A 15,014-nucleotide genomic window follows, 5' to 3' on the forward strand; every position below is an offset into this window, starting at 1 on the left:
AGGTTGAAAATCTCCGGAGCTCAATGGTTGAAAAAAAATGTCAATCAAATGCTAAAACTTCGTTGTGCTTACCTGAACGATCTCTTGGCTATTTGAGGCTTTTTCAAAACCGGGATGCTCCCCTGACTTTCCCCCAGAAAGTTGAGTTTAAAATGAAGTTAATTAAGCAAATAGAGAGCAATTCTCAGAAAGCATCGCCCTCTCTTTGGCAACTATCTTCTCTTTTTCCGATATCTGTGGTACTTATTGTCGCATTGAAGGAGTATTAAAAAATCGACATCCCAAGGGATTGCTGCGTACAGTTCGATTTTCCGGAGCCGCCGCCGTCGCACTAGGTTGAACGGGTACGGTATTAGTCTCTGAAACCACAAAAGATTTAGAAGTGCTAATAGTTTTTGAGGGAGCGGCGGTAGAAGTGTTAGCACCATTCTGCTGGTTAGTGGTTGTTATATTCTTCTCTACCGTTAAATTTATATTTGATTCAACAGCCGTTTGTGCTTGACAAGGACAAGCTGTGAGAGCCGAAATTGCAGCCAAGCCCAGAGTCCAAAAATAGCCATTTGATTTAATCATGTTTTTCTAAATCCTAACTTCAGTAACTATCGAAGATATGTTAAGATGTTAATTGAATTTAAAAATAATTCCTAGAGTGTTTGTGCGGATCTTTTTTTTACAAGTAATTCCGTATTTTTATTGAGACAATAAACATATAATGACAACATTAGTCCTAAAAATGTGAAGTTTTAGTAAAGCTCATGTGTTTGTACTTAGAAAAAAGATTAAGACATCTTCCTCGGCGTTTTAATCCGCCTCAGAAAGTCAAAACTGATTGAGGTTGAAAACTTGTATTTGTTGCAATAATTCAGGAATCCCGCAAAAAAGTTTAAGTCCTGGCGCGATCTGACTGATAACTAATATTAATTATTTTAAAATAACCGTTATAAGTTTATAGTGATGACTAAGATCCTCTCACTTTTATCAGGACTGAAGTCCCACTACAAACAAACAGGACTTACGCATAGATACCAAAGAAACCGAGTTTTTTGCCATGTTCCAAGGTTCTCATGAAGTATTCTCGGAAAAAAGCCGGTTTCTGACCACCCGTGCGTAAGTCCTGACAAAATCAAAAAGAGAACGAAGTTCTCAAGACACCCACCGTAATCGGATCGCTATTGCGAGTGTGATCTGGTTGGAAAATCACCATTACTCCAGGAGTAACGCTAATATTCTCGCTCACCTGCCAGCGGTAGAACATCTCTACATGAGTAGTTGTTCCCGGTTGGCCACCTTTGCGCCCTAAACCCGTATCTAAAAAATCGGGAATATTGTTTCCTATCGGTAAATTACTGCTAACAATTTTAGGAGGTTGCCCGATATAAATTCCCCCCAAATTTCCGGCACCAAATAAATCGGGAAAATTCACAAACACCATATAATTTGTAGTTGCCACACTCCCAGATTTACCAGGAATCCGAGAATTAGTATAACCAGCCCAACCTCCCAAGGAAATACGCGAAGAAACCCGCCAATTTACAGTTGCTCCCACAGCATTCGTTTGGATGGAGGCTGATTTGTTGGTACTGGAATTAACAGCAGTTAACTGACTGTCTCCCGCCAGACTAAGCAAATTGCCGTTAGGCGAATAGTCGTTGACATAATAAACAGTAATATCTAGTGGATCGGCGGGAGTGAGAGTTAATTGTAATCCCAGTGTATTGTGTCCGCTAGGCCCGTTAGAACTGACAAAAAATCCGGGAACTGTAGTAGAATAAACAGCTTGTAAACTCGCTCTTTTGGTAAATTGCCAGTCAATCCCCGCACCGCCTTGACCGAGACCGATGTTCAAAATAGGGTTTCTTTGAGCGAAGGTTGAAATCGGGCCAGAAGCGGCGCTTTCTGCTCGATTCGGCCCTCGGAAACCGCTAATCATGTTCACTCCTGCTGTCCCTCCAATTACTGCTAATTTATCGCCTACCAGAAAGCGATAGTTAAGATCGCTGAGGGTAAGGGCAGAATTTTCGCCAAAATCGTAAGCAAGGTTTACGTCTTCGGTTAATTGGGGTGAAGTCTTTCCTCTCTGATTTAAAAGACCGATGAATAAGTTACTGCGGGGAGTGAATTGAGCCGTTAAATATAACTGACTTAAAGCGATAGTGTTGATATTTGTACCGGGGTCTTTCGTATCTCTTTTGCCATCTCTAGGAGCGCGATCTGCACGGTTGGGACTGCGACCTTGTATCCCCATAATAGTCAATCCTGATAGCTTGACTGTAGGCGAAAATTGATTGGCTTCTACTTCTGTTATTCGCGCTTCTAATAAGTCGGTGCGCCCTCGCAGTACGGCGATATCGGGGGCAAATTCTTCTTGCAGTTTTTGAATTTTTACCAAGTCTTCTTGCTTGACTCTGTTTTCATTGCCTGTGTCAATTAATTCTCTAATTTTATCTAAACAAGCATTGACTCCGGCTGCAAATTCATAGCGAGTTAAAGCACGGTTGCCACGAAAGGTACTGTCGGGATATCCAGCTATACAACCGTATCTCTCTACTAAGGATTGCAGTGCTTGAAATGCCCAATCAGTAGGTTTTACATCGCCCAGTTGAGAGACAGATGTAACTTGTTCTGTGCTTTCCTCTGAGATTGGTTCATTCTGGTTTTCAATAGTTGTTGGAGATTCCAGTAAACTGGCATCTGCTGGGAGATTTTGATTAGCTGATTGAGGATTTTCGACTAATCTTTTCTGGAGTGAGTCAACTGCAATTTCGGTAGGGGCTGGTTCAGCAAAAGTTGCAAGAGTTGGGGAAGACAGGGGTAAACTGGGTGTGGATGGTGGGATAGACCGATCGACAAATTGCTGATTTTCCGGTAAGATTGTCTCCGGTGCCTCAAATGCAATTTCCGTAATTTCCGTAGGGGCGCGTTGAGCCTGGTTTTCAATCGCAGCGGGAGATTCGGGTAAACTTGGTTGTGCTAATACTGGAAGGCTAAATAGTCCTTGCAATCCCCATCCGAGGATTAAGCCTGTGAGAATTTGTCGGTTTGGGCGATCGTCTTTTTGATTGAGATTTTGCATTTTCAGTTGTTATACTTTGTGCTTGTTGATTGAAGATATGTGAAAACGAGACGACCTGATTAAAAATGACGCTATGAAATCAAAGATATTAGTAGTGAACTGCGCCGGAGAAACCTGAAAATTTCTGCGGAAGTGTAGTTAATGTAGCCAACATTAAACACCTGCTACTTGTCGCCAAAACTAACGCACCATCTCGTCATATTTGGGTGGTTTAGCAGTCCTAATTCGATCGCATTGGCATTAATCTGATTGATTTGATGCGAAATTACGAGATAGGCATCATTGTGCTGTCAATGTGATAACTGATACCAGTTTAAAAAATAATGTAACTGTAGTCAAGGGGAGCATCCCGGTTTTGTAAATATCCGAATAACAATAGTCCGGACAGTTTTCAATGACCAACGGTAGAATGCGGGTTCTGGGTTCCAGTATCTGTGAAATATTAACGATAGAATGAGGCTTTGGGTCGCTGCTCAAAAAACAGTCCGGGGTATTGGAATAAGTGTAAAATAGTTAAAATCAATAAAAGCGTCAAACAATACTTCGGACAGTTTTGGAACAGGGACGCTCCCCGAGCAGAGACAAAAAGTCCCTGGGATTTTCACCGAAAATGCAAAAAAAAGGCACTTTTTACGTTAAGCTCAAAAAACACACGAACTTAAAAAAATGCCTGATGAATATTCTAGAATCTATTTTACAACAAATGTCAGGAATTAGTCAATCCCAAAAAAAGTTTATGGTGATTTTGTTTTCCACTATATTACTTGTTTATGGCAAGGTGAACTTTACCAATCTGAGCCGTTACAGTTCATTGAATGAAAAAACTTATCGCCGTTATTTTTTGAAAGATTTTGACTTCGCAGAATTTAATAAATACTTTATCAATAAAGCCTTGAATTCTGAGCAAACCATTATTGCTGTAATCGATTGTTCATTTATTTAAAAGAGTGGCAAAAAACTGAAGGTAAAGCTAGTTTTTATAATGGTGTAGCTGGCAGACCAGAAGAGGGATTAGAAATTTCTGTAATTTCTGTAGTCGAAGTCGAAACTCATTTGTCTTATAGTGTGAGCGTACAACAAATACCCAGGCGTCCTCCCACAGAACTACCCAAAAATCCCCTGACGGCTCAAACGAAAAAAAAGTCAAAAAAAACTACTAAAAAGAAAACTGCTCAAAGCTCAACGCCTGAGATAACAAGAGTTGACGAGTATGCTCAACATTTAAAAGAAACTCGTTTTTTATCGCCAAAATCTATACGTTATTTGGTGGCAGACGGTTATTATTGTCGCGCTAAATTCTGGGATGCTGTACGAGATTCAAATTTGAATTTGATTAGTAAATTACGGTCAGATGCTAACCTTAAAATACCTCTATACAGGTGAAAAAAATAAAATATGTGCTCCTCGCAAATATGATGGAAAAGTAGATTGTAACAATTTAAAAGATTTAACCTTTATCAAGAGAACTAAGCCAGGAGTTATAGCCTTTCTCTAAAAAGTGAGGTGTCCATTTTGCCAAGAAAAGCTTGATACTATAAGGGTTGCAGCATACCTCGGCATACCTCATCTTTCTGAGAAACGCTATAAGCTTTATTCATTAGTAGTATGGAGTGTTTCTTTAAAATGTAAAATACGTTTAGCTTGTCTTTCAGAAGTTCAACCCAATGGTAAAATCAAAAATATTTTATTATTCAGCACTGATATCGAGCTAACAGGTGAACAAATACTTGAGTATTATCAGGCTCGTTTTCAGATTGAGTTTATTTTTCGTGATGCCAAACAATTTACAGGCTTATCCTCTGGTCAATCTCGTAGTGGTCAATGTCTTGATTTTCATTTTAATGCCAGTCTAATTGCTCTGAATTTAGCCAAATATGAAGCTTATAATAGTCATTCATCGCCCGAGACATTCGTGTTTTCCATGACCTCTTATAAACGCCGTGAATTCAATAGGCATATACTTTACACCTTTATTGATAAGTTAGATTTAGACCGGAATTTCATTTTAAATCACCCTAACCTTCCGTCAGTCCTATCCTATGGTACTCTCGCTGCCTAAAAACTGTCCGAAGTATTGATTTAGACCGGAATTTAATTTTAAATCACCCTAACCTTCCATCAGTCCTATCCTATGGTACTCTCGCGGCTTAAAAACTGTCCGAAGTATTGTTTCAATAAGTTGGGTAATTTTGTTTCAATCCGCTTTCGTCCACTGCGATTGAAACCATCGACAATTGGCTAACCACTTTTCAACTCTTTCATCCCTTTACGAATGGTGCGTCTGTTCCATCCTAACTCCTGTTCTACTAACGTTTGTCCACCTATTCCTAAATCTTTGACTACCGATGCCATGAATTGTCGTCTGTCTGTCCCCTTAAGTTTTTTAGCTGTTTCGATGTAAAGAGATTTGGCGTATTCGGTCAGTTTCATTATAGATTTTAGAGACATAAGATAGGCTGCACACTGAAATTATCTTTTGGTCATTATAGGATCAATCATTCTGTGGTGTTCCCTTATTGGGTCGTGGCAAGGTCAAAATGCAGGTGATTGGTGCTTTGATGCGGAAATTGGTGCATTTGGCTTTTGGTATTTTAAAGTCCCAAAAGCCTTTCGACCCCAATTATTTACTTGCTACCCCTTGACAGCTCAAGACAGTATCTACAGGAATTGGGATTCAACCTTCCGCTGTCAACATATTAAATTGCTCGGTATCAATGCGATTTGCTTGATACAAAATCTCAGCTATCTCCGAAAGTGCTAGCACAGAATGTGCGCGATAACCGTTAGCCTGCAATTTATCTTTCACTCCCTGTTCGTGGTCGATCAAAACCACAATATCTTCCACATTCAACCCCACAGATTTTAACTTCCCCGCACCTTCCATCACGCTTTTACCGCTAATCAAAATATCATCGACTACGACAATCGTTTCTCCAGGCTGAAAATGCCCCTCAATTAACTTACCCGCACCGTAGGTTTTCACTTCCTTGCGCGGGAAAATCATCGGGCGTTCCATCCGCAATGCTAAACCCGTTGCTGTAGGTAAAGAACCGTAGGGAATGCCCGCAATGCGATCGAATTTTAAGTCTTTGAGAATGTCTGCGTAGGCGCTAACTATTTGGTGGAAAATTTGCGGAATTGAGATGATCTTACGCAGATCTATATAATATGGAAATACAGCGCCCGATGCTTGTACGTGGTCGCCAAAAACTACGCAGCCAATGTCATAAAGTTGCAAGATTAAATCGCGGTTGGGTTCTGGTTGCAAAAAGCAAACATCCGGTAGCCACAATTCGCAAGTCGGACTTCCTTCGATCGCGCGCAGCCTCTCTTTGTTAATATTATCCCGTAATTTCTCAATTTCTCGGCGTGGCTCTTTCCCGGCAAACAAACTTGGGGGGACTGGCAGCAATAAACCCTCACCATTCTTGCTTAAACCGGCCGCCAGCAGTTGCGCGAGGTCGTTTTCTTCTGTCAAGTGATTTTCTCCGGTGATGTCTCCTTCCACTAAAATCAGCCGTTCGGGAGCAGCTTGGCGAATTCGCGCCAAGATATCCGGCATTACTCCTACAGCTAAACCCAGTTGTTCGGGAGTTCCCCAAGTCTGAGATACTCGGACTAATTGCAAGTAGAAAGGGTTTTCTGCTGTCGGATATTCTTGCAATTCGGCGGCCGACGGGTTGCCCGTGGCACAGAGGACAAAGACTGTTTTTCCGGGATATAATAAAAAAGGCGCTACTTCATCGATTCCCGCGTAGGGACTTAAGGTAATAGCGTCAAATTGCCAGTCTTGAAATACGGTTTTGGCAAACACCGCGCTGGTGTTTAAATCGCTGTGTTTGGCATCTAAAATTACTGGCAGGTGCTCTGGAATAATTGTTAATATTTGTTGCAGCAGTTGCCAGCCGGGAATGCCGAGAGATTGATAAAAACCGAGGGTGATTTTGCAGGCGCAGATTAAATCGGCTGTTTGGTCGATCGCACTTTTGAGCCTTTTCAACAAATCAGTTACAAAACTTTGAGTTTCCTCGACAGTCATCGAAACCAGTGCTGGCAAGGTTTCCGGGTTGGGGTCGAGGGCTAAATAAAGCAGACTTTGATTGATTTCAACAGCCGCTAACAGTTTATCAAAAAAATTTGTGCGATCGCTCATAGTTGCTTTGTTTGGTAACGAAAAATTACAAATTTGCATTTGAAAGTGGGATTGGTGTTGTGCCGGAATAAGCCGCTCCCCGTTGAAGTTTAAATTAAGAATCTTTTATAATTGTAGAAGGTAAACACTATGAAATCTGTAACTTTAGGAGCGATTTCATTTGGACTGATATTCGGGTTGGCTACAGCGGTGATTGCAGCGAACCCCCAGCAAATGAACCAGTTGCGGCAAACTAACCAATGTCCGGGATGCGATTTGAGAAGCATTCCCCTCCAGCAAGCCAGTTTAGCAAATGCCGATTTGCAAGGGGCAGATTTGAGAGGTGCAAATCTCAGAGAAGCGAATTTAGCTGGGGCAAATTTGAGCGGGGCTTCACTCAGCGGGGCATCTTTGCGGCAAGCTAATTTAGCAGGTGCTGATTTGACTGAGGCCAATTTAACCGGAGCCGATTTGACGGGGGCGAATTTGGAAAATGCTAAGCTTAAAGGGGCTACTTGGGTTGACGGTAGGGTTAAATAAGCTGTTGTATAGCCTTTCTGGTGTAATATGAGCTGCTAATAGGGCATGGGCATAGGGCATAGGGCATAGGGCATAGGGCATACCTCACTTATTTGAGAAAGGCTAAGCTGTTCGACATTCAAACTGCGCTATTTGTAGCTCAGACCCCATACTTTAAGGGGTTCAAGCAATAAATTTAAATGACTAACAGCTTATACACTTGAATTTAACTTTTCGGCAGCGTCGAAGGCTACCGCACAAGAGTTAAAAGAAAATAAGTGTACAATAAATAAAACCCGAACCTAAAGCAATGTCGGCTTTAGAATGCGGACAGTAATTTGACAGTTGACAGTTGACAGTTGACAGTTGACAGTTGGAAAGTGACTTCTACCTAAAACGAAGAGGATTGGAGTAATGAATAGTTTGAGTTTAATTTCTCCCTCAAAGGGTTCCGGCTTTCAACCAATTCTTGGTGGTAAATCGATCTAATTAAACGTGAAATACGGATAGCTAAAAAGCTGGCTGTGTATCTCTTTTCCCTCCTTCTTACTTCTTACTTCTCCCTTCTCCCTTCTTCCTTCTTCCTTCTTCCTTCTACTTAATGATAAATTCGATCGACTTTTCGATTTGGGACGAGTTGCTAAAATGCTACGTTGACGATTTCGGCCGCGTCAATTACCGACGCTGGAAAGCTGAAGGGGCGGAGGTTTTGAGCAATTGGCTGGGAACTTTGGCAGGTGTAGATTTAGCTGCTATGACGGATGCGGATGCGCGGTTGGCGCTGTGGCTGAATGCGTACAATGCGATCGCAATTTCCCAAGTAATCGAAGTATACCCGATCGCGTCCATCCGTCCCAAAATTTTAGGAATCCCCAACTGGCTGGGTTTTCTGGATTTCTTCACCCGTTCCAACTCGATAATTGGCGGCAAAAAGTACAGCCTCAATCAAATCGAACACGCTATTTTGCGCCCAGAATTTGCCGAACCGCGCATCCACTTTGCCTTAGTTTGCGCTTCCGTCGGATGTCCGTTGTTGCGCCGCGGCGCTTACTTTCCCGAGTCGGTGCGAACTCAACTAGAGACGGATGCGAAGAGTTTTATCAAGAATCCCGATAAAGTGCGGTACGATGCTGGGAAAAAGACGCTTTATTTGAGCAAGATTTTTGAGTGGTACGGCGAGGATTTTGTCAAGACGGCGGGTTCGGTAGCTGCGTATGTGGGCGGTTATTTGGGGCCGGAGGTGGGTGTAAGCGATGAATGGGCGATCGTTTTTTTACCCTATGATTGGAATTTAAATCAAGTTTAGAACCACTCTTAAAAATGTCAATTTTTATCGACCTCACATCTGCGGTTACTCTATCAATCAACAATTTAGGCAATTCCAGTTTACTGTCTTCAAACACTCCTGTGCAACTTCAGCAGGTGTCCCAACATCCACCGACAATCGACCGACAAGTGACATTATTATAAGAATCACAGTTAAAACACTCTGGAATATTGAAAATGATTTCAGATAAATTTCGGCGCGAGTTGCGTGCAGAAGCCAAACTCTGGGAAGCAGAAGGATTCATCGACAAATCCTTCTACCAACAACTTTCGGAACGATATCAATTCCACATCATCGAAACCACTTCCCGCAACCAATTTCTGAGCATTCTCATCGGTTTGGGCAGCATACTTCTAGGTATAGGAGTTATAACATTTGTAGCAGCCAACTGGCAAGTTTGGTCGCGCGAAGTGAGAGTGGCACTGCTGCTAAGCGTTTTCGTTGCAGTCAATGTCGCAGGTTTCTATTTGTGGCGCATTCCCCCATCCCAAAACAAAAACTTAAATCAAAGTATTTTACCCGCAACAAAAGGGCGAAACAAGCTTCTCGGTGAAGGATTGTTACTCTTAGGTGCTCTGATTTTAGGAGCAAATATGGCGCTGATGGCGCAAATGTTCCACGTGGGCGGTTCTTCCTACGGACTTTATCTCGTTTGGGGAATCGGAGTGTTAGGAATGGCTTACAGTTTGCGCTTGACTTCGTTGGGTGTTTTGTCCGCACTTTTAATCGGTTTCGGCTATTGGCTGGCGGTGTTAGATTGGTCTTCTAAAGTTGAGTTTTCTTGGCTGGAAGTTTTGGTGCGACAAATGCCAATCGCTGGAAGTTTGATGTTTGTGCCGTTAGCTTATTGGTGTCGATCGCGTGTTATTTTTACTATAGGTGCGATCGCCATAATTTTCTCATTACAAGTTTCTATTGCCCAAGCAGTAGATGGTGGCTGGGGTGCAGCAATATTTTGTGGTTTAGCGCCCGCCTTGCTGTGGGGATACGACGATGCGATATGGCCTCACGTACACAGCAGGCTGTTTCAACCTACCGCCCGCAGTTTAGCACTGCTGTATTTCGCCGGCCTGTTTTACTTTCTGTCTTTCCACTGGTTTTGGCAATATTCGCCGACACCCAGGCAAACCGGGCCTGATTGGGTTTTGTTGGCAAATGTCGCTGTTTTGGGCGGTTTAGCAGTGTTTGAGTGGCTGCATTTGGGACGTTTGGAGATGGGCCGCCGCCCGCGAAAAACAGTGAATTTGACTACAGGTGCGATCGGCATTTTCATTCTCGCCAGCGCTTTCATACCGTTTTTTCACCTCACTTTTACTCCGATTCCTCAATTAGCAACTTTTCTGTTTAATGTTTTATCATTTCTGCTCGCAGTCGGCTTAATCCGAGAAGGTTTAGCTTTAGGAAACCGTCAGAGTTTTTGGGGAGGAATGGTTTTCATAACTTTGCAAATTATCAGTCGAGTCTTTGAATACAACACAGAATTGTTGCTCAAATCTTTTGTATTTGTATTGTGTGGCATTGGTGTAATTGCAGCAGGCTTGTGGTTCGAGAAACACTTCGCTAAAATCGATGATTAGGAGTCAGATAGTTGTTTCTAGGTATGTTGTTGGGCTTTAGCCCTCTTGAGAATTTTAGACAAAGAGGGCTAAAGCCCAACTACATACCAATTAATCACAAATTCCCAAATACTAATATGAATACCGAAAACTCAGAAACAACCAACACTTTAATTCAGCCACCATCCTTCACCCTTCCCCCCGCTGCAAAACGGCTTCCCGAGTGGCGGCTGTGGATTCCATTGATTCTACAAATTGGACTGATTGCCGCAGTACCGGCTCCAGCAGTTTACACTTTTGTTACTGGCAAAACTGTTGTCTTGCAAACTGCACCGGTAGACCCCTACGACTTTTTGCGCGGATATTACCAAGTTTTGAGTTATGATATTTCCGATCGCGCAAATCTCGAAAAGCTCCCCGGCTGGAAAGAGTTACCAGGAAAACTAGAGAAAATACCTTGTCCGCGCGGAGTTGTCTGCGAAAAACAAATATACCGTGTCAACCCAAATATCAGTTTTTATGTAATCTTAGAAGCGCCAACAGCCGCGACAAATTCCGCCCGCCCCCAACCTTGGAAGCCCACGCGCGTCAGTCTGAACAATCCCCCAAATTTACCCGCCAATCAAATCGCCATTCAAGGTAAATATAACGGTTCCCAGATGGAATACGGCTTGGAAACTTATTATATGCCCGAGAATGAAAGGGAAAAAGTCAATGACGAGATTAGCGAAGCTCAACGCAAGCAGCGGCAGTCTTTTGTCGTAGAAGTCAAGGTTGACAAAACAGGCCATGCTGTGCCTGTGAGTTTGTGGGTGCGCGATCGCAATTATCGATTTTAGCCGGTTTTGTCACAAGCACGCGGCGTAGCTATCCCGAGCGTGAATCGACCTTACAACCAGGCTTTGATATCAAATCCGGTGCTTCATTGGAATGATTCATCTCTATTCTCTCCCTCTGTGTCCTCTGCGCCCTCTGTGGTTTAATCATTTCGGTACAGCCGGATTTGATATGAGTGTTTTTGCTTAGAGTTGACCCAGTGGCGGGCGATTAAGATTCCGATAGCTACGCTTCACGACTTTCAAGCCCAAATCCCGTAAAATCGACCTGTGCCAGACAATATCCGTTACAATTGGCGATCGGATGTCAATTCAATTGCCGACAACCCAATAGAATCCATTAAGATAGATAAGACTTGCACAAATCTTGCGAATTCAAGGTTGCAAGTTCAGACTCTACTGGAGCTTCTCATGTTAGCCGAGCTAATTTCTGCCAGACGAATACTCAAAGCCCAACTCCTCGACTTCTTAGGACTTCCCGACAATTCTCAAGACCAAACAGATCGCATCGTCAGCACAATTGTATCAGTGCTGGAAGCAAATGCAGCCGAACAAGAAAGATTTTGGGAGACCTTCAAAAGTGAATTAGCCGTCGATCCGGTAGAATTAGAAGCAATGCTCAAGTGTTCAGCAGCAGAACGCCAGCAATGGATCGAACAAGGCAGACTCCCGATCCTAGAATACCGCTCTTTCCGCAAATCTGGAATTCATTTAGAATATCCCGTTCACGACAGAAGATTCATCTTAAGTCTCACGCCAACAGACATTGATAACTGGCGCAAAGAACCAAAAGGGTTGATTAAAAATCATCGCCCAACAGCCGAGCCAATCAATACAGAAAACTCCGAACAAAACGAACAATCGCGAGGAGCTTTTAGTGCAGCGTGGGAAAAAATTATTTCCGACTGGAAAGAACAAGGTTCGGCGGAAATTTCAGCAACTTTCCAGTTAGCTTATTGGACAGTTTGGGCGTCGCGGTGGGCAAAAGAAAATCAGCTTAACAGCTTTAAAGCAATTAAATCTAACGAAGTCTACGAAATTTATGAAATTCACCAGCAAGAATGGTACGAGCGCAAAAATCAAGCAGTCAAATTACTGATTGAAATGCCCTACGCTATGCTTTACTTTTACCGTCCTCCCGGTGCTGACAAATTATATCTCGAACTGTGCGACGACCACCAGGACATGATGAAAGATGACTACTATTGGGATAAGTGGGATTTTTTCTATCAAAACCGGAAACTGGTAAATAAGTGCCGGGAATGCGTGTACTGTGAAACAAAGGATTATTATTCGCTTTATTACCTAGAAATTAAGAGCGATAAGTTTCCCGATTTTAGTTTTTCTTACCACACGCCGTACACAATCGGTCGCAAATTTTTACCGCATCCCGAAACGCTTCCTGCTGTAGACCACGTAGAACAAGATGGTATTTTTCGGTTTGGTCGCCCGCTACTAGAACAGGAGAAAGTTATTCACACCGAAAAGGATGTATTGCTTAAGTTTGAAGCAGCTTTGACTGAAGCGAAAAAGTTTGTTTAGTTGTTACTCATAAACCCAAATGTCACATTAAATCCAGGTACGTAGTTGCGCTTCAGCGCTCTTTCATGTATATAAAGAAAGAGCGCTTAAGCGCAACAACGTACCTATTTTTGAACTTGGATAACTTGAATACTGCCACCAGCATAAAGTTTAGGTTGTTCGCTTCCTTCGGAATTGTAGAGTTGAAATCCCACTTGGGCCAACAAACTCTGCAAGTCAGTTTCAATCAACTGCCAAGCAGTTTCAGTCTCAAACAACCACAAAAAGACAGCCAACCCCGGCCAAAATAGCAAATTTGCGGGCCGATGAAAATCTACCAAAGTGAATACACCACCGGGCTTGAGCACGCGGTATACTTCTTGAAAGATTTGCCTCAACTGTAACGGCTGCATTTCGTGCATCGCAACGCTGCTGTGTACTAAATCAAAATGATTGTCGCCAAAAGGCATCGATTCGGCAAAAGCTTCTACATAATTTGCTGAGGGCACATTTTTCCTTGCCCGTTGCAGCGATAATGGCGAAGCGTCAAGTCCTGTGACATCCTGGGAATATTGCACGAGAAATTGCGTAGTTTGACCGCTACCGCAACAAACGTCTAAAATTTTAGTTTCCGCGCCCAGGGCTAAATTTTCCAAGGCTAGCTGCCTAAAACGAGTTTCGCCACCTACGCTTAAAGCAGCCAGACGCGCGATCGCATCGTACAGCCACTGATACCTATAACTTAAATCTCTCAAAATTGTTGCCATATTCAAAATTATGTATATCTTGCTATCGACTTAAGATATTATTAAGTTATATGATAAAAATAAGTAACAGAACTGAGACGATGGGAGAGCTGTAACCGCTATGGGCCGTGTAGGAGTATTACTATTAAACTTGGGCGGGCCCGATCAAATCGAGGATGTCCGTCCTTTCCTGTTCAACTTGTTCGCAGACCCGGAAATCATTCGCATTCCGTTTCCGTGGATGCAGAAACCGCTCGCCTGGTTGATTTCGACTCTACGTTTTAAAAAATCCCAGGAAAACTACCGCCAAATCGGGGGCGGCTCTCCTTTGCGGCGGATTACCGAAGAACAAGCCTTGGCGCTGCAAGAACTTTTGCAGTCTAAGGGACAAGATGCCAGAGTATACGTGGGGATGCGTTACTGGCATCCTTTTACTGAAGAGGCGATCGGCAAAATAAAGCGCGATCGCATCGAACAATTGGCAATCTTGCCATTGTATCCTCAATTTTCGATCAGCACCAGCGGTTCTAGCTTCCGCCAGCTAGAAGAAATGTGGAACCAAGATCCAGAACTCAACCAGATAGAATATACCGCAATTCCTTCTTGGTATCACCGACCAGGCTACCTTCAGGCAATGTCGGAATTGATCGCCCAAGAATTAGATAACAGTCCAAATCCCGATCGAGTTCACATCTTTTTCAGCGCCCACGGCGTCCCCCTCAGCTACGTAGAAGAGGCTGGAGACCCCTATCAGCGGGAGATTCAAGATTGTACTCGTCTGATTATGGAGCATTTGAATCGATCGAACGAACATACACTAGCTTACCAAAGTCGGGTTGGCCCGGTGGAATGGCTGAAGCCTTACACCGAAGAAGCGATTACCGAATTGGCAGAAAGTGGAGTTCAAGATTTGTTGGTAGTTCCAATTAGTTTTGTTTCCGAACACATCGAAACTCTGCAAGAAATTGACATGGAGTATCGAGAATTAGCAGAAGAGTCGGGGATTGAAAATTTCTATCGAGTCCCTGCATTGAATACTCATCCGGTATTTATTGAAGCCTTGGCAGATTTAGTCATCGAGTCGATAGAATCTCCGAGCGTTAAATTCTCGGATGTGATACGCCCTTCCAAGAAAGTTAAAATGTACCCTCAAGAGCAGTGGGAGTGGGGTTTAACGACGGGGGCGGAAGTCTGGAACGGTCGTGTAGCAATGATTGGTTTTATAGCATTAGTGATCGAGTTAATTACGGGTCACGGCCCGCTACACTCGATCGGCTTGCTTTAAATAATAATCGGTTGTGCGA

General features: G+C 43.1%; 15 protein-coding genes and 1 pseudogene. 11 read left to right on the plus strand and 5 right to left on the minus strand.

The features are described from left to right. The coding region (locus tag QZ938_RS20635; RefSeq protein WP_293365635.1) for a hypothetical protein at positions 1 to 269 on the plus strand (269 nt) is incomplete at its 5' end. On the opposite strand, the gene QZ938_RS20640 is transcribed toward QZ938_RS20635, so the two are convergent. Together QZ938_RS20640 and QZ938_RS20645 are read right to left on the minus strand one after the other, a co-directional pair. After that, entirely contained in the window at positions 244 to 573 is a 330-nt protein-coding gene (locus QZ938_RS20640; RefSeq protein ID WP_293156904.1) for a hypothetical protein, read from the minus strand. The two genes, QZ938_RS20635 and QZ938_RS20640, sit on opposite strands and share 26 nt — an antisense overlap. 550 nt (positions 574 to 1,123) lie before the next feature. Further along, positions 1,124 to 3,073, minus strand: coding sequence for an iron uptake porin (locus QZ938_RS20645; protein WP_293355535.1), 1,950 nt, complete (start codon positions 3,071 to 3,073; stop codon positions 1,124 to 1,126). Between the two features lie 673 nt (positions 3,074 to 3,746). Here QZ938_RS20645 and QZ938_RS20650 point away from each other — a divergent pair. From QZ938_RS20650 to QZ938_RS20660, 3 genes are all read left to right on the plus strand, one after another. Beyond that, positions 3,747 to 4,016 carry a hypothetical protein gene (locus QZ938_RS20650; protein ID WP_293355532.1) on the plus strand — a complete coding sequence of 90 codons (270 nt, stop codon included), beginning with the start codon at positions 3,747 to 3,749 and terminating at the stop codon, positions 4,014 to 4,016. Beyond that, a complete protein-coding gene (locus QZ938_RS20655) occupies positions 4,001 to 4,456 on the plus strand; it encodes a transposase (RefSeq protein WP_293355529.1) in 456 nt (151 codons plus the stop codon). Before QZ938_RS20650 ends, QZ938_RS20655 begins: the two co-directional genes overlap by 16 nt. A 115-nt stretch (positions 4,457 to 4,571) precedes the next feature. Continuing rightward, positions 4,572 to 5,132, plus strand: a complete 561-nt coding sequence (locus QZ938_RS20660; RefSeq protein ID WP_293355526.1) for a hypothetical protein — start codon at positions 4,572 to 4,574, stop codon at positions 5,130 to 5,132. Between the two features lie 179 nt (positions 5,133 to 5,311). Here QZ938_RS20660 and QZ938_RS20665 read toward each other — a convergent pair whose 3' ends face one another. Continuing rightward, the gene (locus QZ938_RS20665; protein ID WP_293355523.1) at positions 5,312 to 5,503 is read right to left on the minus strand and encodes a hypothetical protein; all 192 of its coding nucleotides are present in this window, start codon (positions 5,501 to 5,503) and stop codon (positions 5,312 to 5,314) included. Between the two features lie 92 nt (positions 5,504 to 5,595). Between QZ938_RS20665 and QZ938_RS20670 the strand changes: the two are divergent. Continuing rightward, positions 5,596 to 5,715: pseudogene (locus tag QZ938_RS20670) on the plus strand (IS110 family transposase); the annotation flags it as partial. 32 nt (positions 5,716 to 5,747) lie between these two features. Here QZ938_RS20670 and QZ938_RS20675 read toward each other — a convergent pair. After that, on the minus strand, positions 5,748 to 7,226 hold the full coding sequence (locus QZ938_RS20675; RefSeq protein WP_293355520.1) for a bifunctional orotidine-5'-phosphate decarboxylase/orotate phosphoribosyltransferase: 1,479 nt from the start codon (positions 7,224 to 7,226) through the stop codon (positions 5,748 to 5,750). A gap of 129 nt (positions 7,227 to 7,355) precedes the next feature. On the opposite strand from QZ938_RS20675, the gene QZ938_RS20680 reads away from it, so the two are divergent. From QZ938_RS20680 to QZ938_RS20700, 5 genes are all read left to right on the plus strand, one after another. Further along, the gene (locus tag QZ938_RS20680) at positions 7,356 to 7,745 is read left to right on the plus strand and encodes a pentapeptide repeat-containing protein (protein WP_293147360.1); all 390 of its coding nucleotides are present in this window, start codon (positions 7,356 to 7,358) and stop codon (positions 7,743 to 7,745) included. A 580-nt stretch (positions 7,746 to 8,325) separates the two neighbouring features. Beyond that, positions 8,326 to 9,030 (plus strand): DUF547 domain-containing protein, encoded by a 705-nt coding sequence (locus QZ938_RS20685; RefSeq protein ID WP_293355517.1) that lies wholly within the window; start codon positions 8,326 to 8,328, stop codon positions 9,028 to 9,030. Positions 9,031 to 9,227: 197 nt separating this feature from the next. Further along, positions 9,228 to 10,628 (plus strand): DUF2157 domain-containing protein, encoded by a 1,401-nt coding sequence (locus QZ938_RS20690; protein WP_293355514.1) that lies wholly within the window; start codon positions 9,228 to 9,230, stop codon positions 10,626 to 10,628. Positions 10,629 to 10,744: 116 nt separating this feature from the next. Continuing rightward, positions 10,745 to 11,446 carry a GDYXXLXY domain-containing protein gene (locus QZ938_RS20695; protein ID WP_293355511.1) on the plus strand — a complete coding sequence of 234 codons (702 nt, stop codon included), beginning with the start codon at positions 10,745 to 10,747 and terminating at the stop codon, positions 11,444 to 11,446. A 267-nt stretch (positions 11,447 to 11,713) separates the two neighbouring features. Beyond that, positions 11,714 to 12,985 (plus strand): hypothetical protein, encoded by a 1,272-nt coding sequence (locus tag QZ938_RS20700; RefSeq protein WP_293363355.1) that lies wholly within the window; start codon positions 11,714 to 11,716, stop codon positions 12,983 to 12,985. Positions 12,986 to 13,089: 104 nt separating this feature from the next. On the opposite strand, the gene QZ938_RS20705 is transcribed toward QZ938_RS20700, so the two are convergent. Continuing rightward, entirely contained in the window at positions 13,090 to 13,731 is a 642-nt protein-coding gene (locus QZ938_RS20705; RefSeq protein ID WP_293355505.1) for a class I SAM-dependent methyltransferase, read from the minus strand. Positions 13,732 to 13,831: 100 nt separating this feature from the next. Here QZ938_RS20705 and hemH point away from each other — a divergent pair, with 100 nt between their 5' ends. Next, positions 13,832 to 14,995: a ferrochelatase gene (hemH, locus tag QZ938_RS20710; RefSeq protein WP_293355502.1), complete on the plus strand. Its 1,164-nt coding sequence runs from the start codon at positions 13,832 to 13,834 to the stop codon at positions 14,993 to 14,995. The last annotated feature ends 19 nt before the right edge of the window (positions 14,996 to 15,014 follow it).

It is taken from the genome of Microcoleus sp. CAWBG27 (assembly GCF_020883145.1).
Lineage (GTDB): Bacteria > Cyanobacteriota > Cyanobacteriia > Cyanobacteriales > Microcoleaceae > Microcoleus.

Coding starts and splice junctions, on each gene's coding strand:
- QZ938_RS20640 (WP_293156904.1), bottom strand. CDS start 573: ATGATTAAATCAAATGGCTATTTTTGGACTCTGGGCTTGGCTGCAATT.
- QZ938_RS20645 (WP_293355535.1), bottom strand. CDS start 3,073: ATGCAAAATCTCAATCAAAAAGACGATCGCCCAAACCGACAAATTCTC.
- QZ938_RS20650 (WP_293355532.1), top strand. CDS start 3,747: ATGAATATTCTAGAATCTATTTTACAACAAATGTCAGGAATTAGTCAA.
- QZ938_RS20665 (WP_293355523.1), bottom strand. CDS start 5,503: ATGAAACTGACCGAATACGCCAAATCTCTTTACATCGAAACAGCTAAA.
- QZ938_RS20675 (WP_293355520.1), bottom strand. CDS start 7,226: ATGAGCGATCGCACAAATTTTTTTGATAAACTGTTAGCGGCTGTTGAA.
- QZ938_RS20680 (WP_293147360.1), top strand. CDS start 7,356: ATGAAATCTGTAACTTTAGGAGCGATTTCATTTGGACTGATATTCGGG.
- QZ938_RS20685 (WP_293355517.1), top strand. CDS start 8,326: ATGATAAATTCGATCGACTTTTCGATTTGGGACGAGTTGCTAAAATGC.
- QZ938_RS20690 (WP_293355514.1), top strand. CDS start 9,228: ATGATTTCAGATAAATTTCGGCGCGAGTTGCGTGCAGAAGCCAAACTC.
- QZ938_RS20695 (WP_293355511.1), top strand. CDS start 10,745: ATGAATACCGAAAACTCAGAAACAACCAACACTTTAATTCAGCCACCA.
- QZ938_RS20705 (WP_293355505.1), bottom strand. CDS start 13,731: ATGGCAACAATTTTGAGAGATTTAAGTTATAGGTATCAGTGGCTGTAC.
- hemH (WP_293355502.1), top strand. CDS start 13,832: ATGGGCCGTGTAGGAGTATTACTATTAAACTTGGGCGGGCCCGATCAA.